At 63.2% G+C, this 19,888-nt stretch carries 14 protein-coding genes and 2 tRNA genes; 8 read left to right on the top strand and 8 right to left on the bottom strand.

Annotated elements, in window-relative coordinates:
• Both ACTNBZ_RS03610 and ACTNBZ_RS03605 read right to left on the bottom strand, forming a co-directional pair.
• A partial coding sequence (locus tag ACTNBZ_RS03610; protein WP_441208335.1) for a glutamate synthase-related protein occupies positions 1-1,112 on the bottom strand: 1,112 nt, incomplete at its 3' end.
• The gene (locus ACTNBZ_RS03605; RefSeq protein WP_441208334.1) at positions 1,112-2,209 is read right to left on the bottom strand and encodes a class II glutamine amidotransferase; all 1,098 of its coding nucleotides are present in this window, start codon (positions 2,207-2,209) and stop codon (positions 1,112-1,114) included. The genes ACTNBZ_RS03605 and ACTNBZ_RS03610, both read right to left, overlap by 1 nt.
• Before the next feature lie 386 nt (positions 2,210-2,595).
• Here ACTNBZ_RS03605 and ACTNBZ_RS03600 point away from each other — a divergent pair, with 386 nt between their 5' ends.
• Complete coding sequence (locus ACTNBZ_RS03600) at positions 2,596-4,671, top strand: glutamine synthetase III family protein (protein WP_441208333.1); 2,076 nt, start codon at positions 2,596-2,598, stop codon at positions 4,669-4,671.
• Positions 4,672-4,759: 88 nt separating this feature from the next.
• Here the strand turns inward: ACTNBZ_RS03600 and ACTNBZ_RS03595 are convergent, their stop codons facing one another.
• From ACTNBZ_RS03595 to ACTNBZ_RS03580, 4 genes are all read right to left on the bottom strand, one after another.
• Positions 4,760-6,199, bottom strand: a complete 1,440-nt coding sequence (locus tag ACTNBZ_RS03595) for a TrkH family potassium uptake protein (protein WP_441208332.1) — start codon at positions 6,197-6,199, stop codon at positions 4,760-4,762.
• Between the two features lie 193 nt (positions 6,200-6,392).
• Positions 6,393-7,751 carry a Trk system potassium transporter TrkA gene (gene trkA, locus ACTNBZ_RS03590; RefSeq protein ID WP_441208331.1) on the bottom strand — a complete coding sequence of 453 codons (1,359 nt, stop codon included), beginning with the start codon at positions 7,749-7,751 and terminating at the stop codon, positions 6,393-6,395.
• Between the two features lie 396 nt (positions 7,752-8,147).
• Positions 8,148-8,223: transfer RNA gene (locus tag ACTNBZ_RS03585), tRNA-Phe, on the bottom strand.
• A gap of 25 nt (positions 8,224-8,248) precedes the next feature.
• A tRNA-Leu gene (locus ACTNBZ_RS03580) sits at positions 8,249-8,331 on the bottom strand.
• 140 nt (positions 8,332-8,471) lie between these two features.
• Here ACTNBZ_RS03580 and ACTNBZ_RS03575 point away from each other — a divergent pair.
• On the top strand, positions 8,472-9,317 hold the full coding sequence (locus ACTNBZ_RS03575; protein WP_441208330.1) for a pyridoxamine kinase: 846 nt from the start codon (positions 8,472-8,474) through the stop codon (positions 9,315-9,317).
• Positions 9,318-9,391: 74 nt separating this feature from the next.
• Here ACTNBZ_RS03575 and ACTNBZ_RS03570 read toward each other — a convergent pair whose 3' ends face one another.
• Positions 9,392-10,456, bottom strand: coding sequence for a branched-chain amino acid aminotransferase (locus tag ACTNBZ_RS03570; protein ID WP_441208329.1), 1,065 nt, complete (start codon positions 10,454-10,456; stop codon positions 9,392-9,394).
• Between the two features lie 514 nt (positions 10,457-10,970).
• Between ACTNBZ_RS03570 and ACTNBZ_RS03565 the strand changes: the two genes are divergently transcribed.
• The 6 genes from ACTNBZ_RS03565 to ftsH all read left to right on the top strand — a co-directional run bounded on the left by ACTNBZ_RS03565 (position 10,971) and on the right by ftsH (position 18,918).
• On the top strand, positions 10,971-12,959 hold the full coding sequence (locus tag ACTNBZ_RS03565) for a DHH family phosphoesterase (protein WP_441208328.1): 1,989 nt from the start codon (positions 10,971-10,973) through the stop codon (positions 12,957-12,959).
• A gap of 47 nt (positions 12,960-13,006) precedes the next feature.
• A complete protein-coding gene (rplI, locus tag ACTNBZ_RS03560; protein WP_441208327.1) occupies positions 13,007-13,453 on the top strand; it encodes a 50S ribosomal protein L9 in 447 nt (148 codons plus the stop codon).
• A gap of 56 nt (positions 13,454-13,509) precedes the next feature.
• The gene (dnaB, locus tag ACTNBZ_RS03555; RefSeq protein WP_441208326.1) at positions 13,510-14,856 is read left to right on the top strand and encodes a replicative DNA helicase; all 1,347 of its coding nucleotides are present in this window, start codon (positions 13,510-13,512) and stop codon (positions 14,854-14,856) included.
• A 2-nt stretch (positions 14,857-14,858) separates the two neighbouring features.
• The gene (gene tilS / locus ACTNBZ_RS03550) at positions 14,859-16,247 is read left to right on the top strand and encodes a tRNA lysidine(34) synthetase TilS (RefSeq protein ID WP_441208325.1); all 1,389 of its coding nucleotides are present in this window, start codon (positions 14,859-14,861) and stop codon (positions 16,245-16,247) included.
• Between the two features lie 2 nt (positions 16,248-16,249).
• Positions 16,250-16,795, top strand: a complete 546-nt coding sequence (gene hpt / locus ACTNBZ_RS03545; protein ID WP_441208323.1) for a hypoxanthine phosphoribosyltransferase — start codon at positions 16,250-16,252, stop codon at positions 16,793-16,795.
• A 173-nt stretch (positions 16,796-16,968) separates the two neighbouring features.
• Positions 16,969-18,918: an ATP-dependent zinc metalloprotease FtsH gene (gene ftsH, locus ACTNBZ_RS03540; protein ID WP_441208336.1), complete on the top strand. Its 1,950-nt coding sequence runs from the start codon at positions 16,969-16,971 to the stop codon at positions 18,916-18,918.
• Positions 18,919-19,134: 216 nt separating this feature from the next.
• On the opposite strand, the gene ACTNBZ_RS03535 is transcribed toward ftsH, so the two are convergent.
• A complete protein-coding gene (locus ACTNBZ_RS03535; RefSeq protein ID WP_441208322.1) occupies positions 19,135-19,887 on the bottom strand; it encodes an amino acid ABC transporter ATP-binding protein in 753 nt (250 codons plus the stop codon).
• Position 19,888 lies beyond the last annotated feature (1 nt).

Raw genomic sequence — 19,888 nt, 5'->3', positions numbered from 1 at the left:
CGCTCGTCCGCCTCGTGGGGCGCGGCGGCCGCCAGGGACAGGTCGTTTGGGGGGCGGTGGGGCGCGCGGGGGGGGGGGGGGGGCCCGCCGGCGCCCCCCCGGAAGCCGTCGATGGCAATGATGTCTGCGCCGGAGCGGGCCACGCCCGAGGCGATGGCCGCCACGTTGTGGACGGCGGCGATCTTCACGATGACCGGCTTTTTATACTCGGTGGCCTCCTTCAGGGAGTAGACCAGCTGGCGCAGGTCCTCGATGGAATAGATGTCGTGGTGCGGGGCGGGGGAGATGGCGTCCGACCCCTCGGGGATCATACGGGTACGGGAGATGTCGGGTCCCACCTTCTGCCCGGGCAGGTGGCCGCCGATGCCCGGCTTGGCGCCCTGTCCCATCTTGATCTCGATGGCGGCGCCCGCCTCCAGAAATTCCTTGTGAACGCCGAACCGGCCGGAGGCCACCTGGACGATGGTGTTGGGGCCATACTGGTAAAAGTCCTCATGAAGGCCGCCCTCACCGGTATTGTAGTAGGTGCCCAGCGCCCGGGCCGCCCGGGCCAGGCTCTCATGGGCGTTGTAGGAGATGGAGCCGTAGCTCATGGCCGAGAACATGATGGGCACGCTCAGCTCCAGCTGGGGAGTCATGTTGCTGATGAGCTTACCGTCCTTGTCCCGCCGAATGGCGGTGGGCTTCTTGCCCAGGAAAGTCCGGGTCTCCATGGGCTCCCGCAGGGGGTCGATGGAGGGGTTGGTGACCTGGGAGGCGTTGATGAGCAGCTTATCCCAGTAGATGGGGTAGGGCTCCGGGTTGCCCATGGAGGAGAGAAGCACGCCGCCGGAGGCCGCCTGGCGGTAGACCTCCTGAATGGCCTTGCCCGTCCAGTTGCCGTTCTCCCTAAAGGTATGATCGCTCTTGACGATCTTCAGCGCCCGGGTGGGGCAGAGGGAAACACAGCGGTGGCAGTTGACGCATTTGGACTCGTCGCTGACCATAACGCCCAGGTCCGGATCGTATTTGTGGACTTCGTTGGCGCACTGGCGCTCGCAGGCCCGGCAGGTGATGCAGCGGTCCTGGTTGCGGACCACCTCATGCTCCGGGTAGAGGAAATTGATGGCCATTACTGCGCGCCTCCTTTCTCGTTAAGGGTAACGATGACCGGCTCGCCGCCCTTGGGGGACCAGATCCGGTCCAGCTCGGGCGCGATGATGCGGATGGCCGACTCCTCAGAGGCGATGTAGACGGTGTCGTCCTTCTCTCCCACCACCATGGAGCGCAGCTTCAGCCGGTCGTTGAGTGCCATCAGGCCCCCCTCGTAGCCCACCAGGATGGAGAAGGGCCCGGTGATGAGAAGGCTTGCAAAGGCGTTTCGCAGGTAGGTCATGTATTTCTTCTCTTCTTCCGGCATCCGGGAGATGGTGTCCCAGAAGGGGGCGGCCATGATGTGGGCTGCCTCCTCCATGGTAAAGCCCTTCTTGCGCACCAGGTAGTCCAGAATATAGGTGATGACCTCGGTGTCGGTCTGGAGGGTGCAGCGGTAGCCGAACATCTCGATATAGCGCCGGTTGGCGTCGTAACTGGAGATCTCGCCGTTGTGGACCACCGAATAGTCCAGCAGGGCGAAGGGGTGCGCCCCGCCCCACCAGCCGGGGGTGTTGGTGGGATAGCGGCCGTGGGCCGTCCAGCAGTAGCCGGCGTAGTCGTCCAGGCGGTAGAACTCGCCCACATCCTCGGGATATCCCACCGCCTTGAACACGCCCATGTTCTTGCCGGAGGAGAAGATGTAGGCCCCGTCGATGCGGCTGTTCACCTTGATGACGCACCGGGCCACAAACTCCCGCTCAGAGAGCTGGCTGTCCGCGAGTTTGTGGGGCAGGGGAGTGACGAAATAGCGCCAGATCAGGGGCTCGTCCACGATGGCCGCGCTTTTGCGGGTAGGGATCTTGGAGAGCTGGATGGTATCGAAGTGCCGGTCCAGAAAGGCCTCACACTCCTGCTTGGCCGCTGTGGAGTCATAAAAAACATGGAGCGCGTAGTAATCCTTATACTCCGGATAGATCCCGTAACCGGCAAAGCCGCCGCCCAGGCCGTTGGAACGGTCGTGCATCACGGCGATGGACCTGACGATGGTTCCGCCCGGGATGGGCTCCCCGCTCCGGGAGAAAATGCCGGAAATGGCGCAGCCCGACGGGATACGCACCTGTCCCTCTCTCAACATGCATGACCACTCCTTCTAAACTGCAAAAATGGCGTCCACAGGAGTGCCGCCCTTCTTTTGGGGAAAGGCGGCGCTTCTGTGAACGCCTTTGTTCATGGGCGGAATTATAGCACCATTTTTCTTTTATTTCAAGGCTTTTTTTGGAAAACGGCCGGTTTACTGCCGCTCACAAAGCGAGTGTCCCTTTGGGACGCGTTTTTTGTCCGTTTTTCACAAGACGTGCAAGTTTAGAAAACTAAGTTGCAAATTTCCTTGACATTTTTCCCCGTCCCGCCTATAATGGCCCCATCGACAGCAAGGGCGCTGTGGCCGGAAAGGCCGCAGCGCCTTTTTTGCGTATGGGGGCGTTCCATCCGCCCATCTCAGCCGGAATAGGAGTGTTTTTTATGAGCAAGGTCCCGGAGCTGTTTGGCAGCATGGTATTCAACGATTCCGTCATGCGGGAGCGCCTCCCCAAGGACGTATACCGTTCCCTCCGCCGCACCATCAATGAGGGCTGTGCCCTGGATCCCGCAGTTGCCAATGTGGTGGCCGCCGCCATGAAGGACTGGGCGGTCAGCAAGGGGGCTACCCACTTCACCCACTGGTTCCAGCCCATGACCGGCGTTACCGCCGAGAAGCACGACTCCTTCATCTCTCCCTGCGGCGGCGGCAGTGTGATCATGGACTTCTCGGGCAAGGAGCTCATCAAGGGCGAGCCTGACGCCTCCTCTTTCCCCTCCGGCGGCCTACGGGCCACCTTCGAGGCCCGGGGCTACACCGCCTGGGATCCCACTTCCTATGCATTTATCAAGGATGACACCCTGTGCATCCCCACCGCCTTTTGCTCCTACCGCGGCGAGATTCTGGACAAAAAGACCCCTCTGCTGCGCTCCATGGACGTGGTCAGCCGGGAGGCCGTCCGGGTGCTGAAGCTCTTTGGCAAGGACGTGTGCCGGGTCACCTCCACGGTGGGCCCCGAGCAGGAGTACTTTCTCATCAACAAGGCCGACTATGCCCGGCGGCCCGACCTGATCCTCACCGGACGCACCCTGTTCGGCGCCCCCTCCCCCAAGGGGCAGGAGATGGAGGACCACTACTTCGGCTCCATCCGGCCCCGGGTCAAGGCCTTCATGGCCGACCTGGATGACGAACTGTGGAAGCTGGGCATCTGCTCCAAGACCGAGCACAACGAGGTGGCCCCCTGCCAGCACGAGATGGCCCCCCTCTTCACCACCGCCAACCTTGCCACCGACCAGAACCAGCTGGCCATGGAGGTCATGAAGAAGGTGGCTGACCGCCACGGCTTCGTGTGCCTGCTCCATGAGAAGCCCTTCGAGGGCGTCAACGGCTCGGGCAAGCATAACAACTGGTCCCTGGCCACCGACGCCGGGGAAAACCTGCTGGAGCCCGGCAAGACTCCCATGGAGAATGCCCAGTTCCTGCTCTTCCTCACCGCCGTCATCAAGGCGGTGGACGAGTACCAGGACCTGCTGCGCATCTCGGTGGCCAGTGCGGGAAACGACCACCGGCTGGGCGCCAATGAGGCCCCTCCCGCCATCGTCTCCATGTACATCGGCGACGAGCTGGCCGACGTGGTGGACACCCTGATCTCGGGCGCCGCCCACGGCGGCGAGAAGCGCCGGGCCATGGACATCGGCGTTACCGCCCTGCCCCCCATCCCCCTGGACAACTCCGACCGCAACCGGACCTCTCCCTTTGCCTTCACCGGCAACAAGTTCGAGTTCCGGATGCCCGGCTCCTCCTTCAACATCGCCTGCACCAACGTGATGCTCAACACCGCCGTGGCCCAGGCGCTGAAGTCCTTCGCCGACGAGCTGGAGGGCGCCGCCGACTTTGACGCCGCCCTCCCCACCCTCATCCGCCGGGAGCTGGCCGCCCACCGCCGCATCCTCTTCAACGGAAACGGCTACGGCGCCGACTGGCCCGAAGAGGCGGAGCGCCGGGGCCTGATGAACCTGCGCACCACCCCCGAGGCCGTGGATCATTTTGACGATGAGAAGAATGTGGCCCTCTTCACCTCTCTGGGCATCTATACTCCGGAGGAGATCCGCTCCCGCAAGGAGATCTGCATGGAGGAGTACGGCAAGACCATCCTCATCGAGGCCAGGGCCACTCTGGACATCCTCCGCAAGCAGATCACCCCCGCCTGCATGGCCTATTCCCGCCAGGTGGCCGACGGTGTGGCCGTCAAGCGTTCCATCGGCATTGAGGCCGGCGTAGAGGCCGGGCTGGTCCGTACCATCACTGAAAAGACCGCCCTGCTGATCCAGAGCCAGGACGCCCTGAGCGCCGCGGTGGCCGCCGCCCCCGTGGAGGCCGCCGAGTGCGCCCACTACTGCGCGGAGCGCATCGTCCCCGCCATGGGCGCCGCCCGGGCCCTGGCCGATGAACTGGAACTGCTGGTGGGACAGGACTGCTGGCCCTTCCCCACCTACCGGGACCTGCTCTTCTATGTTTAACTCCGCTGTTTTCTTTTCTTTCGCATAGATTCCTCTCTCACGACAGATCCCCGCCGCGTTCGCGGCGGGGATCTGTCGTTTTGTCCTGTTAAAACCGCTTCCAGGTCCGGTGGAAGAAGAGCAGCAGCACGGGGAAGAGCTCCAGCCGGCCGGCCAGCATGTCGAAGGTGAGCAGCAGCTTGACCGCCGGTGAAAAGAGGCTGAAGTTCTGCGTGGGTCCTACCAGGTTCAGGCCCGGTCCGATGTTGTTGAGGGTGGCGGCCACCGCCGTGAAGTTGGTGACCAGGTCATACTCATCCAGGCTCACCAGCAGCACCGACAGGGAGAAGAGGACCACATAGGTGATGAGGAACACATTCACCGAGCGGACCACCTCGTTCTCCAGCGGGTGGCCCTCCAGCCGGAGGCAGCGGGTCTCCCGGGGCCGGAGGTAGCAGTGGAATTCCCGCCGCACGGTCTTCATCAGGATGAGGAGGCGGGAGACCTTGATGCCGCCTCCGGTGCTGCCGGCGCAGGCGCCGATGAACATCAGCAGCACCAGGATGGTCCGGGAAAACTGGGGCCACTGGTCAAAGTCGGTGGTGGCAAAGCCGGTGGTGGTAATGATGGATCCCACCTGGAAGGCGGCGTGGCGGAAGGTCTCCTCCAGCGTACCGTACATACTGCGGATATTGATGGTAATGGCCAGAATGCTGCCGCCGATGATGCCCAGATAGGTCCAGAGCTCCTCCGAATGGATGAGCTGGCCCGCCCGCCGGATCAGGATCAGGAAATACACGTTGAAATTGATCCCGAACAGGATCATAAAGACGGTGATCACATATTGGAGATAGGGAGAATAGCCGGCGATGCTGTCATTTCGGACGCCGAAGCCGCCGGTGCCCGCCGTGCCGAAGGCGGTGGTCAGCGCGTCAAAGAGCGGCATGCCTCCCAGCAGCAGGAGCACGATCTCCAGCAGGGTGAGAACGATATAGATGCCGTAGAGGATCTTGGCGGTGGACTGCACCTTGGGCACCAGCTTGCTCACCGAGGGGCCGGGGCTCTCCGCCTTCATCAGATTCATGTGGTAACCGCCGGTGAGGGGCAGAATGGACAGCAGGAACACCAGTACGCCCATGCCGCCGATCCAGTGGGTAAAGCTGCGCCAGAACAGCATGCACCGGGGCAGGCCTTCCACCGCCGGCAGGATGGAGGCGCCGGTGGTGGTAAAGCCCGATACCGTCTCAAACAGGGCGTCCACAAAACTGGGGATCGTGCCGCTGAGGACGAAGGGCAGCGCCCCCATCACGCTGATCATCACCCAACTCAGGGACACGGTGACCAGGCTCTCCCGGGCGTGGAACACCTTCCGCTTCATGCCCATCATCACACGGGGCACGCCGATGGCCAGGCACAGCGCCATGGTGACCGCAAAAGCCCAGCCGCAGCGCTCCCTGTAGAGCAGGGCCACCGCGCAGGACGGCAGCATGAGCGCCGCCTCAATATTCAGGATCCAGCCAATAATAAAGGTGATCGCGGAGCCGTTCATAGCCTTATCCGCCCTCCCGGTCGTTTCATACTAATTTCAAATAAAATGCTTTATTTGAAATTCCGTGTGCTGCGCACACTGGTGCCGCACATGCCGTGCGTCACGGCGTCTCATAAAAATCTGACGCGCTTCGCGCTATCAAAAGCGTTTCACGCTTTTTAACAGATTTTAGTATCGTTTGCGGCGCCATCCGTCAGCGCAGGATGTCCCGGATATCGTGGAACCCCTTGCAGGTGGTCACGATGATGACCGAATCTCCCACCCTGATGCGGTTCTGGCCCCGGGGGAAGATGACCTTCCCCTGCCGGTGGATACAGCAGATGAGCAGATTGGGCTTCAGGTCCAGCTCGCTGAGGGGGGTCTCGGTGACCTCGGACTCGGCCCGGACATAGAACTCCAGGGCCTCCGCCCGGTTGTCCAGGATCTTGTACAGGGTCTCCACGTTGCTGCCGATGGAGTTCTGGGTGGCCCGGACATACTGGGCGATATAATCCGCGGTGAGATATTTGGGGTAGATGACGCTGCCCAGGTCCAGGCTGTCGATCACGTCGTCAAAGGAGATCCGGTTGACCTTGGCCACCAGCTTGGCTTTGGAGTGCTTCTTGGCAAACAGGCCCAGCAGCAGGTTCTCCTCGTCCAGATTGGTCACGGCCACAAAGGATTCCGCATTGGCAAGGCCCTCGTCCAGCAGGAACTGCTGGTCGGTGCCGTCGCCGTTGAGGATGGTGGCCCCGGGCAGCTCCCGGCAGAGGAGCTCGCACCGCTCGGGCTTGAGCTCGATGATATGTACGTCGATGCCCATCTCCAGCAGCTGGCGTGCCAGATAGACCGAGATGGTGCCGCCGCCCACGATGAGGGTGTTGCGGACCTGGTGGGTCTCCAGCCCCACCTTCCGGAAGAAGGAGGCCGCTTCCTGAGGGGTGGCCATGATGGACACGCCGTCCCCGTCCCGCAGGACGAAGCTGCCGTTGGGGATAAAGACCTCGTCCCCCCGCTCCACGGCGCACACCAGCACGTCGCTGCGCAGCTCGCTGACCAGCTTCATCACGGAATAGCCGTCCAGCTTGAACTCCGGCCGCAGCTTGAATTTGAGCAGCTCGGCCCGGCCCTTGGCAAAGGTATCGATCTTGATGGCCGAGGGGAAACGCAGCAGCCGGGCGATCTCGGTGGCCGCTGCCAGTTCCGGATTGATGACCATGGAGATGCCCAGCTGCTCCTTGATGAAGCCGATTTCCCGGTTGTACAGAGGGTTGCGGACCCGGGCGATGGTCTGGCACCCGCCCGACGCCTTTTTGGCGATGAGGCAGCAGAGCAGGTTGAGCTCGTCCGACGCCGTCACCGCGATGAGCAGGTCGGTGTTGCCGATGTCCGCGTCCATCAGCACATTGACACTGGCGCCGTTGCCCACGATGCCCATCACGTCCAGCGAGTCGGTCACTGAAGCCACCTTCTGGGCCGACAGGTCCACGACCACCAGATTATGGCCCTCGGCGCTGAGCCGCTCTGCCAGGGTCTTGCCCACTTTTCCGCATCCAACGATGATGATCTGCATATTTGTCCCGCCTTTGCCCGCCGCGTACCCGCCGCGGGACCGTGAAATCATAGAAAACGCATCCCGGCGTATATCTTAATGCCTTCTTAATCTTAACATTTCTCGCCGGATTTGCAATAGTATGTTCCGTTCTTTTCCGTCCTGCTGTCTGCCTGCCGTTCCGCTTCGGGCTGCAAACCCGGCGAAGCCCTTCGCCGCCGGCAGCGAAGGGCCTCAAAATAGTGTACTGTGATTTTGAAAATATGGAAAATAGTCCCATTCTGCGGTCAGCCAACGCCCGCAGCCAAACCAAAGCCCAACAAAGTGGGTACGGTTTGAAAAGAAGGAACAGCGGCATGAGCGCACTCTGAGTCCTGAAAAAAAGTCGGAGCAAGCCATCTAAAGCTTGCTCCGACTTGGTGCCTCCGGCCGGAATCGAACCAGCGACACGGGGATTTTCAGTCCCCTGCTCTACCAACTGAGCTACAGAGGCGCATATAGGGTCCTGCCGGCCCTTTTGGTGCGGGTAACAGGACTCGAACCTGCACGGTCGCCCACCAGAACCTAAATCTGGCGTGTCTGCCAATTCCACCATACCCGCGCATCGGTCATGCTCGATTATTGTAGCAGACCTTTTGTGAATTGTCAATTGAAACTTTGGCGGCCAGCCGCTATAATGGTCCGTGCCGGCTTTTCTGTTTCCGGCTGTTTTCTGATACTTCCCGAAGGAGGGATCCCCATATGAGACGCGCCCCCGAGGTGGCCGCCATCCACGACCTGTCCGGCTTCGGCCGCTGCTCCGCTTCCATCGTTCTGCCCGTCCTGTCCGCCATGGGCAGCCGGTGCGAGACCATGCTCACCGCCTATCTCTCGGCCCACACCGGCTTTCCCCACTCGGACCGGGCGGTCTTTCTGGACCTGACGGAACAGATGGAGGACTGCATGGCCCACTGGACCGAGCTGGGCGCCTCCTTCGACGCCATTTACAGCGGTTTTCTGGGCTCCGCCCGGCAGATCGGCGTGATCCGGGACTTTATCGCCCGCTTTCGCCGCCCGGGCACGCTGGTGCTGGTGGACCCGGTGATGGGGGACCACGGAACGCCCTACAGCAGCTACACCCCGGAGCTGTGCGCCCGCATGGAGGCCCTGGCGGAAGAAGCCGATGTGATCACCCCCAACCTCACCGAGGCCGCCATTCTGCTCCGCCGCCCCTATTCCTCCGTTCCCCGGGATGAGGCGGGCATGCGGGAATGGCTGGCGCTGCTCTCCATGGACGGGCGGCGCTCGGTGGTCATCACCGGCGTCAGCCTGGCGCCGGGCCAGGTGGGGGCGGGCTGCTTCGACCGGGACACCGGCCGCTTCTCCTTCTCCCAGACGCATGAAGAGCCCTGCCGCTTCCCCGGCACCGGAGACCTCTTCGCCAGCGTGCTGCTGGGGGCCCTGCTCCGCGGGCAGCCGCTTCCCGACAGCATGGAACTGGCGGTCTCCTTTGTCCGGCGCTCCGCCGCCGCCACTCTGGAGCTGGGCACGCCCCCCCTGATGGGCGTCCAGTTCGAGCCCCTGCTGGGGGAACTGATCTGCCGGTGAGCTGCCCCCAGCCGTCCAACGCCAAAAAACGGCCGCCCCTTCGGGCGGCCGTTTTCCATATGCGGCAGGTTTTCTTACACCTTGACGGTCCAGCCGTAGGGATCCTCCAGAGTACCCCACTGGATACCGGTGAGGGTGTCGTAGAGCTTCTGGGTAACGGCGCCGATCTGGCCGTTGTTGACCACGGCATGCTCGTCGTTCCAGCCCATCTCGCCCACGGGAGAGACCACGGCGGCGGTGCCGGTGCCCCAGGCCTCCTCCAGCTTGCCGGCCTTGGCAGCGTCAAAGAGCTCCTGCGCGGTGATGAGACGCTCCTCCACAGGCATGCCCCAGGAGCGCAGCAGCTCCAGGCAGGAGCGGCGGGTGATGCCGGGCAGCACGGAGCCGGTGAGCTTGGGGGTGATGACGGTGCCGTCCACCTTGAACATGACGTTCATGGAGCCCACTTCCTCGATGTACTTGCGCTCCACGCCGTCCAGCCACAGGACCTGGGCATAGCCCTGCTCCTCGGCCCGCTCGCCGGCGCGGATGGAGGCGGCGTAGTTGCCGCCGCACTTGGTGTAGCCGGTACCGCCCCGGACGGCGCGGACGTCGTCGTTCTCCACGTAGATGCGGACGGGGTTGATGCCCTCCTTATAATAAGCGCCCACCGGGCTGCAGATGATGCAGAACAGATAGCTGTGGGAGGCGTGGACGCCCAGAGCGGGGTCGGTGGCGATGATGAAGGGACGGATGTACAGGGAGGTGCCGGGCTCGCTGGGCACCCAGTCCCGCTCCACGTCCACCAGGGCTTTGATGGCGTCCAGAGCCACGTCCTCGGGCAGGGCGGGGATGCACAGGCGCTCACAGGAGTCGTTCATCCGGCGCACGTTGTCCATGGGCCGGAAGAGCTGCACGCCGCCGTCGGGACGGCGGTAGGCCTTCATGCCCTCAAAGACCTCCTGGGCATAGTGGAACACCATGGTGGAGGGATCCAGGCTCAGGGGGCCGTAGGGGACGATGCGTCCGTCATGCCAGCCCTGGCCGGCATTGTAGTTCATCACGAACATGTGGTCGGTGAAGATCTTGCCAAAGCCCAGCGACTTGGGATCGGGCTTTTCTTTCAGCTCAGCGGCACGCTGAATGGGGAATTGGTTCATAAGAGATGACCTCCTGCCTGTTTTGGTTGATTTCCGCCGCCGCCTGTGCCCAGACGGCGCGGCCGGCAGTTTAAACCGCCATACTGCGGCTTATCTGTTCGCCGGAGCAGGGCGCGGATCCGCAGTTTAGTGATTTAAATTGTCTTATTAGAAGCATTATAGCAGTCCCAGCCCCGCCCCGCAAGAGAAAGATTGACCGAAAACAGGCTTTCAGAGTATTTTCTGTTGTGATATAATAGCCGCAAAGCGGCTATTATATCTTCTTTCAGGCCCTTTTTCTCGTCCCCGTCCGGGGACAACCGAAAAAGTCGGCCTCTTGACACCACTCCGCTCCATAGTACGATTACCGCAGCAGGCGTATCCTGTCTGAACACGTTTCCGGCGTCATGTGCCCATATTTTTTGCCCCCGAGGGGGCTTTTGAAATCTATCCCTCCACAATTCCTTTTTTCTATGTTATAATTAGCTATTATCCAATCGCTTGCCGCTTCCGCGGCAGAAGGGAGCTGATCCTCATGCGGAAAAAGAAGCTGTCCCGTCTGCTGGAACCCGGCCTGCAGCTCTACTTTGTGTGTCTGCTGGTCTTCGCGCTGGTCTCCTTTACCCTCAATCCCCTTCTGGGTGGGACAGAGCTGGTGATCGTGCTTCTGCTCTATCTCTATTTTCGCCACAGCAGCGGGCAGCGCCAGAAAGAGATCCTGAAGTATATCGACAACGTCACCTGCAATGTGGACGTGGCCACCAAGGACACCATGATCAACGCCCCCCTGCCCATGGTCATCTTCCGGCCAGAGAGCGACGAGGTCATCTGGTCCAACGACCGCTTTCTCCAGCTCACCGGGGAGCGGGAGCACCTGTTCGACACCAAGCTCTCCAGCGTGGTGCCCGGCTTCTCCTCCCGCTGGCTCATGGAGGGCAAGACCGAGTGTCCCGCCGAGGTGGAGCTGTCCGGCCGGAAGTATCTGGTCTTCGGCCACCTGGTGCGCACCGATGAGAAGGGGGCCCACAGCTTTCTGGCCACCACCTACTGGGTGGACGTCACCGACTACTCCATGGTCCGGGAGCAGTACTACGGCTCCCGGCCGGTGTGCGCCATCCTGACGCTGGACAACTACGAGGAGCTGCTCAAGGGCGTCAGCGACACCGCCAAATCCGCCATTCTCAGCGGCATCGACGAAAAGCTGGAGGAGTGGACCGCCCCTTCCGGCGGCCTGTTCTGCAAGTATGACCGGGACCGGTATCTTTTCCTCTTTGAGGAGCGCTGTCTGCCTCAGCTTCAGGAGGGGAAATTCGCCGTGCTGGACGCGGTGCGCTCGGTCCTCAACCCAAAGGGCATGCCCGCCACCCTGTCCATCGGCATGGGCCGGGACGCCGACACCTTCCAGGAGCTGTTCCAGTACGCCGCGCTGTCGGTGGAGATGGCCCTGTCCCGGGGCGGCGATCAGGTGGTCATCAAGAACAAGTTCAACTTTGAGTTCTTCGGCGGCCACGCCAAAGAGCTGGAGAAGCGGACCAAGGTGAAGAGCCGGGTCATGTCCAGTGCCCTGGGCGAGCTCATTGCCGACGCGTCCAACGTCTTTGTCATGGGCCACAAGTTCCCCGATCTGGACTGCATCGGCGCGGCCGCCGGCGTATGCGCCGCCGCCCGGAAGAAGGGGAGCCCGGTCTATATCATCAAAGATCCCAACCCCAACCCGGCCGCCGACATGGCTTCCCGCCTGGCCGCCCTGCCTGAGTACCGGGACGTGTTCCTCTCCCCTCAGGACGCCATGATCAAGGCCGATTCCCGCTCTCTTCTGGTGGTGGTGGACACCAACCGCCCTGAGCAGACCATATCGGAGGACCTGCTCCTCTCCTGCAACAAAGTGGCCGTCATCGACCACCACCGCCGCGCGGCCACCTATATTGCCGACGCGGCCCTCAACTTCCACGAGCCCTATGCCTCCTCCGCCAGCGAGCTGGTCACCGAGCTGCTCCAGTACCTGCTGGAGCCCGCCGACCTGCTGCGGACCGAGGCCGAGGCCCTGCTGGCCGGCATCGTGCTGGACACCAAACAGTTCACCATGCGCACCGGCAGCCGCACCTTTGACGCGGCTTCCTTCCTCCGCCGGGCGGGAGCTGACACCGGCGACGTGCGCCGCCTCTTCCAGAACGATCTGGACGGCACCATCGCCCGCTACGACATCATCCGCAACGCACGCATGTACCGCAGCGGCGTGGCGGTGGCGGTGGTGGATCACACCGTGGGCCGGGTCACCGCTGCCCAGGCCGCCGACGAGCTGCTCAACATCTCGGGGGTCGACAGCTCCTTTGTCCTCTTCCCCGACGGGGAACGGGTCATTATCTCGGCCCGCTCCATGGGAGATACCAATGTACAGCTGATCCTGGAGAAGCTGGGCGGCGGCGGAAACGCCACCGCCGCCGGCGGACAGATCCCCGGCGAGCTGGGTGACGTGGCCCGCAGCCTTCTCTCCGCCATCGACCAGTATTTTGAAAGCAACTGAACGGGGCCGGCCTTTGACCGGCCCCTGACCAAGAAAGGATGTTTACCATGAAAGTAATTCTGCAGCAGGACGTGAAGGGCCAGGGCAAGAAGGGCCAGCTCATCGAGGCCAGCGACGGCTACGCCCGCAACTTCCTCCTTCCCCGGAAGCTGGCCGTTCTGGCCACGCCCGAGAATGTGAACACCATGAAGCAGCAGGAGAAAGCCAAGCGTGCCCAGGAGGCCGCCGAGAAGGCCGAGGCCGAGGCTGCTGCCGCCAAGCTCAAGGAGGTCACCGTCAAGATCCAGGCCAAGGCCGGCAACGGCGGCCGCCTCTTCGGCGCCGTCACCTCCAAGGAGATCGCCGACGCCCTCAGCGCCCAGTACGGCATTACCATCCCCAAGGCCAAGATCGTCCAGGACGAGCCCATCAAGGCCTTCGGCACCTACAATCTCAAGTGCAAGCTGGGCTACGAAGTGGTGGGCACCCTGAAGGTCATGGTCACCGAGGCCTGAGGCCGGACCCGCGCTCTTTTAACTTTTTAATGTCTGAATGAAATGGAGGTGTTTCCGTGGACGAGGAACTGCTTGTCCGGCAGATGCCCCACTCGGTGGAGGCCGAGCAGAGCGTGCTGGGCTCCATGCTCATCGACGCCCGGTGCGTGCCCGAGGTCATCGAGGCCCTCAAGCCGGAGGACTTCTATCTCCGCCAGAACCGGGAGATCTATGAGACCATCTACTCCATGTTCAACTTCTCCCTGACCATCGACCCGGTGACCGTGCTGGACCACATGCGGCAGAACGGCGTCTACGATGAGAACACCTCCCGCAACTATGTCCTCCAGCTCATGGAGATCACCCCCACCGCCGCCAACGTGAAGGAGTATGTGGCCATCGTCAAGGACAAGGCCCTGCTCCGCCGCATCGCCGAGACTGCCGGGGACCTGACCGCCATGATCCAGGAGGGGACGGGCACCGCCCAGGATGTGCTGGAGGCCGCCGAGCAGCGGATCTACGCCATCCGCCAGGGCCGGGGCGCCCAGGGGCTGGAGCACATCTCCAGCGTCATCCTCAACGTGTACGAGCGGCTCAGCGAGCTTGCCGCCAGCGACTCCGCCGTTCCCGGCCTGTCCACCGGCCTGCCCGATGTGGATATGGCCATCTCGGGCCTGAACAAGTCCGACCTGATTTTGCTGGCCGCCCGCCCCGGCATGGGCAAGACTTCCTTTGCCCTGAACATGCTCCTTCACGCGGGCAAGTTTTCGGGCAAAACGGTGGTCTTTTTCTCCCTGGAGATGAGCCGGGAGCAGCTGGCCATGCGCCTGATCTCCGGCGAGTCCTTTGTGGACAACAAGAAGCTGGTCACCGGCAAGCTCTCCGAGGAGGACTGGAACCGCATCGCCGCCGCCTCGGCCGCCCTGAACAAGACCCAGATCCTCATCGACGACAATCCCTCCCTCAGCGTGGCCGACATGAACGCCAAGTGCCGCCGGGTGGATAATCTGGGACTGGTCGTCATAGACTACCTCCAGCTGATGACCTCCGCCGGAGGCAAGGTCCGCTCCGGGGACAACCGGCAGCAGATCGTCTCCGACATCTCCCGGGCCCTGAAGATCATGGCCAAGGAGCTCAATGTGCCGGTGGTCTGCCTGTCCCAGCTCTCCCGCGGACCGGAGAGCCGCTCCGACAAGCGGCCCATGCTCTCCGACCTGCGTGAGTCGGGCGCCATCGAGCAGGACGCCGACATCGTCATGTTCCTCTACCGGGACGACTATTACAACGAGGACAGTGAGAACCACAACCTGGCCGAGTGCATCATCGCCAAGAACCGCCACGGCGAGACCAAGACGGTGGAGCTGCAGTGGCTGCCCGAGTACACCACCTTCTCCTCCATCGACCGGCGGCATGAGGAGTATTAGGCGTGGACCCGCAGGAGATCGCCATGCTGCAAAGAGTACGGGACCTGACAGAGGAATACGGCATGCTCCCTCCGGGCTGCCGGGTACTGTGCGCCGTGTCCGGCGGGGCCGACTCCGTCTGTCTCCTGCACCTGCTCCACACCATGGCGGAGCAGGCGGGATTCTCTCTCTTTGCCGCCCATTTCGACCACCGGCTCCGGGGAGAGGAATCCACACGGGACGCCGCTTTTGTGGAAAACCTGTGCCGGGATTGGGGCATTCCCTTCACCCTGGGCTCCGGCAACGTAGCCGACGAGGCACGCCGGCGGAGGAAGGGCATTGAGGAGACTGCCCGGTCCATGCGCTACGCCTTTCTGGAGGAGACCGCCCGGGCGCTGGACTGTGACCGCGTCGCCACCGCCCACAACGCCGACGACAACGCTGAGACTGTATTGCTCCACCTGGTCCGGGGCGCCGCACTCCAGGGCCTCACCGGCATAGCACCCCGGCGGGGCCCGCTGATCCGGCCCCTTTTGACCGTCTCCCGCCGGGAGATCGAGGGATATCTGGCCGGTCACGGCCTGCCCCATGTGGAGGACAGCTCCAACGCCGACGATACCTATACCCGCAACCTGCTGCGCCATCAGGTCATGCCCCTGCTGGAGCAGATCAATCCCCAGTTCACCCACCGCCTGGCCGGGACCACCCGTGCCCTGGCGTGCGACCAGCGCTGCCTTAACGATTTGGCCGCCCAGCGGGCCGGTCAGGCCCGGCAGGAGTCGGGGGCACTGGTGCTGGACGCCGGGCTTATCGCCTCCGCCCCCGCCGCCGTCGCCCCCAGAGTGGTCCGCCTGCTGCTGGAGCGGATGGAGGGCGGCTCCGACGGCTGTACCGCCGCCCATCTCAGGGCCGTGACCGGTCTGGCCCGGGGGAGCGATCCCTCCGCCCAGGTCTCCCTGCCTGGCAGGCGGGTGGTCCGGCGGGTCTATGGGGAGCTTTGGTTCTGTCCGGGGCCCTCCGGCGGTTCCTTTGCCCCCACGCCCCTGAATATGGAGGGGGAGACCTGGCCCGAGGGCGCCCTGTACGGCTGCCGCTGCCGCCGGACGGTGTGCCCCACCGATCCGCCGCCGGGCGTCTGCTATTTTCCCGCCTTTCAGGGCCTTCCGCTCCTCCGTCCCCGCCGGACGGGGGACGCCATCCGCCTGCCCGGACGGGGAAGCCGCACCCTGAAAAAGCTGCTCATCGACCGCCGCATCCCCCGGCTGGACCGGGAGCGGCTGCCGGTGCTCTGCGACGGCGGCGGCCTCCTGGCCCTGGCCGGTTTCGGGCCGGACTCCTCCCGGACCGCCCGGCCGGGTGAGGAAGCCTATGAGATCCAATTCATTCACATATCAGAGAGAAAGGAAACATAATTATGCTGGAACAAGACATCAAGTGCGTCCTTTTTTCCGAAGAGCAGCTGGAGCAGCGGGTCTGTGAGCTGGCTGCCCAGATCGACCGGGACTATGCCGGCAAGGAGCCTCTGCTGGTCAGCGTGCTCCGTGGTTCCTTCGTGTTTATGGCCGACCTGGTGCGGCACATCACCCTGCCCTGCACCGTGGATTTCATGGCCGTGTCCTCCTACGGCAGCGGCACCACCAGCTCCGGCCAGGTGAAGATCATCAAGGACCTGTCCGAGCAGATCGAGGGCAAGGACGTCATCGTGGTGGAGGACATCCTGGACAGCGGCAACACCCTGAGCTACCTGCTCAAGCTGCTGGAGGCCCGGCATCCCGCCTCCATCCGGCTGTGCACCCTGCTGGATAAGCCCGAGCGGCGCACCAAGCCGGTGGCGGTGCAGTACTCCGGCTTCACCATCCCCGACGAGTTCGTGGTGGGCTACGGCCTGGACTATGACGAGAAGTACCGCAACCTGCCCTACATCGGCATCCTGAAGCCCAGCGTCTACGGGGGCGAATGATCCGCAGACCCGGAGCCAGGGGGAAAAGAACCCCCTTCCGCCCCGGATATAATTACAGAAGCTGAAAAATAACTTGTTATTTTAACGAAGCAGGCGTTCCCCCCTAGGGGTGCGCCGGGGGGAGTGTCCGCATTTTGAATCGGAAAGGAAGCCTGCGCGACATCAGCTTTTCCATGCTGGTGGTCCTCATCCTGCTGATGACCATTTTTACGCTGCGCGGCATCAATGACCAGCCTCAGCTGACCTATGGCGACATCCGCCAGCTGCTGGTCCAGCAAAAAGTCTCCGAGGTAGTGGTCAAAGGGAACCGCCTTACCCTGACCCTGCGGGAGGACATGGGATACGGCACCAAAACTTTGGTCTATGACCTGCCCAGCTTTGAGGCTTTTTATGAGGAGTTCAACGACATGCTGGCCAGCCAGAAGGCCGCCGGTATCCTGGATTACGACTATCCTGCCGCCTTCCAGAAGCCGTGGTGGTTCGATGTCCTGGCCTGGGTGGCCGTGTTCGCGGTCTTCGGCGGGCTGTGGTACGTCATGTTCCTGCGCCAGAACGGCGGGGGAGGGGGCGGCGGCGACCGCACCGCCCGCTTCGGCCGGGCCCGCACCCGCACCGGGGAGGATCAGGCCAAAAAGGTCACCTTTGCCGACGTGGCGGGCGCCCGGGAGGAGAAGACCGAGCTGCAGGAGATCGTGGAGTTCCTGCGGGATCCCAAGCGGTTCCTGGCTCTGGGGGCCCGCATCCCCAAGGGCGTTCTGCTGGTGGGCCCTCCGGGCACCGGCAAGACCCTGCTGGCCAAGGCCGTGGCCGGGGAGGCGGGGGTCAACTTCCTGTCCATCTCGGGCTCCGACTTTGTGGAGCTCTACGTGGGCGTGGGCGCCTCCCGTGTCCGGGACCTCTTTGACCAGGCCAAGAAAAACGCCCCCGCCATCGTCTTTATCGACGAGATCGACGCGGTGGGCCGCCAGCGCGGCGCCGGCCTGGGCGGCGGCCATGATGAGCGGGAGCAGACCCTCAACCAGCTGCTGGTGGAGATGGACGGCTTCGGCTCCAACGAGGGCGTGGTGGTGCTGGCTGCCACCAACCGGCAGGATATTCTGGATCCCGCCCTGCTGCGGCCCGGCCGGTTCGACCGGCAGGTCTATGTGGGTCCCCCCGACATCAAGGGGCGGGAGGAGATCCTGAAGGTACACGCCCGCAACAAACCCCTGGCCGAGGATGTGGATCTCTCCGAGCTGGCCAAGGGCACCGGCGGCTTTACCGGCGCCGATCTGGAGAACCTGATGAACGAAGCGGCCCTGCTGGCTGCCCGGCGGCATGAGCGCTTCATCGCCATGCGGGACCTGCAGGAGGCCGTCATCAAGGTGGTGGCCGGCCCCGAAAAGAAGAGCCGCGTGGTCATCGAGCGGGAGCGGAAGCTCACCGCCTTCCACGAGGCGGGCCATGCCGTGGTTATCCACGAACTGGAGACCCAGGACCCGGTCCATCAGATCACCATCATCCCCCGGGGCATGGCGGGGGGCATGACCATCTCCCTGCCTCAGGAGGACGTGTCCTTCATGTCCCGCCAGGCCCTGGCCGAACGCATCGCCGTCTGTCTGGGCGGCCGGGCGGCCGAGGAGCTCTGTCTGGGCGACATCTCCACCGGCGCGGGCAACGACCTGCAGAAGGCCACCTCCATTGCCCGGAACATGGTCACCCGGTACGGTATGAGCGATAAGCTGGGCAACGTGGTCTTTGACTCGGGCCATGACGAGGTCTTTATTGGCCGTTCCATGGCCCAGACCAAGAACTATTCGGAAGAGGTTGCCGCCCTCATCGACGAGGAGGTCAAAACCCTGATCGACGAGGCCTATGCCCGGTGCCGGAGCATTCTGGAGACGAAACGCGCCGAGCTGGAGCGCACGGCGGAATACCTGCTGGAGTATGAGAACATGGACGCCGCCACCTTCGAGCTGGTCTTTACCGGCGCCGAAACCCTCCCCCCTCCGGGCGAGGGCCCTGCAAAGGCAGAGGAGCCCGTGGACCTGGGCCCCGAGCTGCTGCCCGAGATCACCGGGGAGCGGTCCGCCCCGTCCCGGGAGGAGTCTCCCTCCGGCAAAGAGGAACGGGACGATCCGTAATTCCCCCACGAAACGGCAAAAGCGAGCGCACCCGGCGGTGCGCTCGCTTTTTTGTACGTTTGTCGTGCTCATACTAAAACTTGTTAAAAAGCTTGAAAAGCTTTTTATAGCGCGAAGCGCGTCAGGTTTTTATAAGACGCCGTGACGCACGCATGTGCGGCACCAGCGTGCGCAGCACGCGGGATTTCAAATAAAGCATTTTATTTGAAATCAGTATCAGTCCCCGCTCACCTGTCCCGTAAAGCGGGAAAGGAACTCCCGGGTGCGGGCCTGCTTGGGGTGGGCGAAGAGCTCCTTGGGCTCGCCCTCCTCGCAGATGACGCCGTCGGCCATATAGACCACATGGTTGCTCACGTCCCGGGCAAAGGCCATCTCATGGGTGACCACCAGCATGGTCATGCCCTCGTTGGCCAGATCCCGCATGACGGCGAGCACCTCGCCCACCATCTCCGGGTCCAGGGCGGAGGTAGGCTCGTCGAAGAGCAGCACCTCCGGCTCCATGGCCAGGGCCCGGGCGATGGCCACCCGCTGCTTCTGGCCGCCGGAGATCTGCCGGGGCTTGGCGTTGATGTAGGGCGCCATGCCCACCTTCTCCAGGTACTTCATGGCGTTCTGGCGGGCCTCTTCCTTGCTCTTTTTCAGCACCTTGGTCTGGCCCACCATGCAGTTTTCCAGCACAGTCATGTTGTTGAACAGGTTGAAGGACTGGAACACCATGCCCACCTTGGAGCGGTAGGAGGCGGCGTTCATCCCCCGGCCGGCCACGTCCCTGCCGTGGAAGAGGATCTCGCCGGAAGTGGGGGTCTCCAGCAGGTTGACGCACCGCAGCAGGGTGGATTTGCCCGATCCGGAGGCGCCGATGATGGAAGTCACGTCGCCGGGATGGACGGTAAAGTCGATGTCCCGCAGCACCACGTGGGCGCCGAAGGCCTTGCTGAGATGCCGGATCTCCAGAATGGCTTCGCTCATC

It is taken from the genome of Pseudoflavonifractor sp. HCP28S3_F10 (assembly GCF_052065415.1).
Classification (GTDB): Bacteria; Bacillota; Clostridia; order Oscillospirales; family Oscillospiraceae; genus Pseudoflavonifractor_A.
The sequence above is the reverse complement of the archived record's forward strand: the minus strand, read 5'-3'. Positions and strand labels throughout refer to the sequence as shown.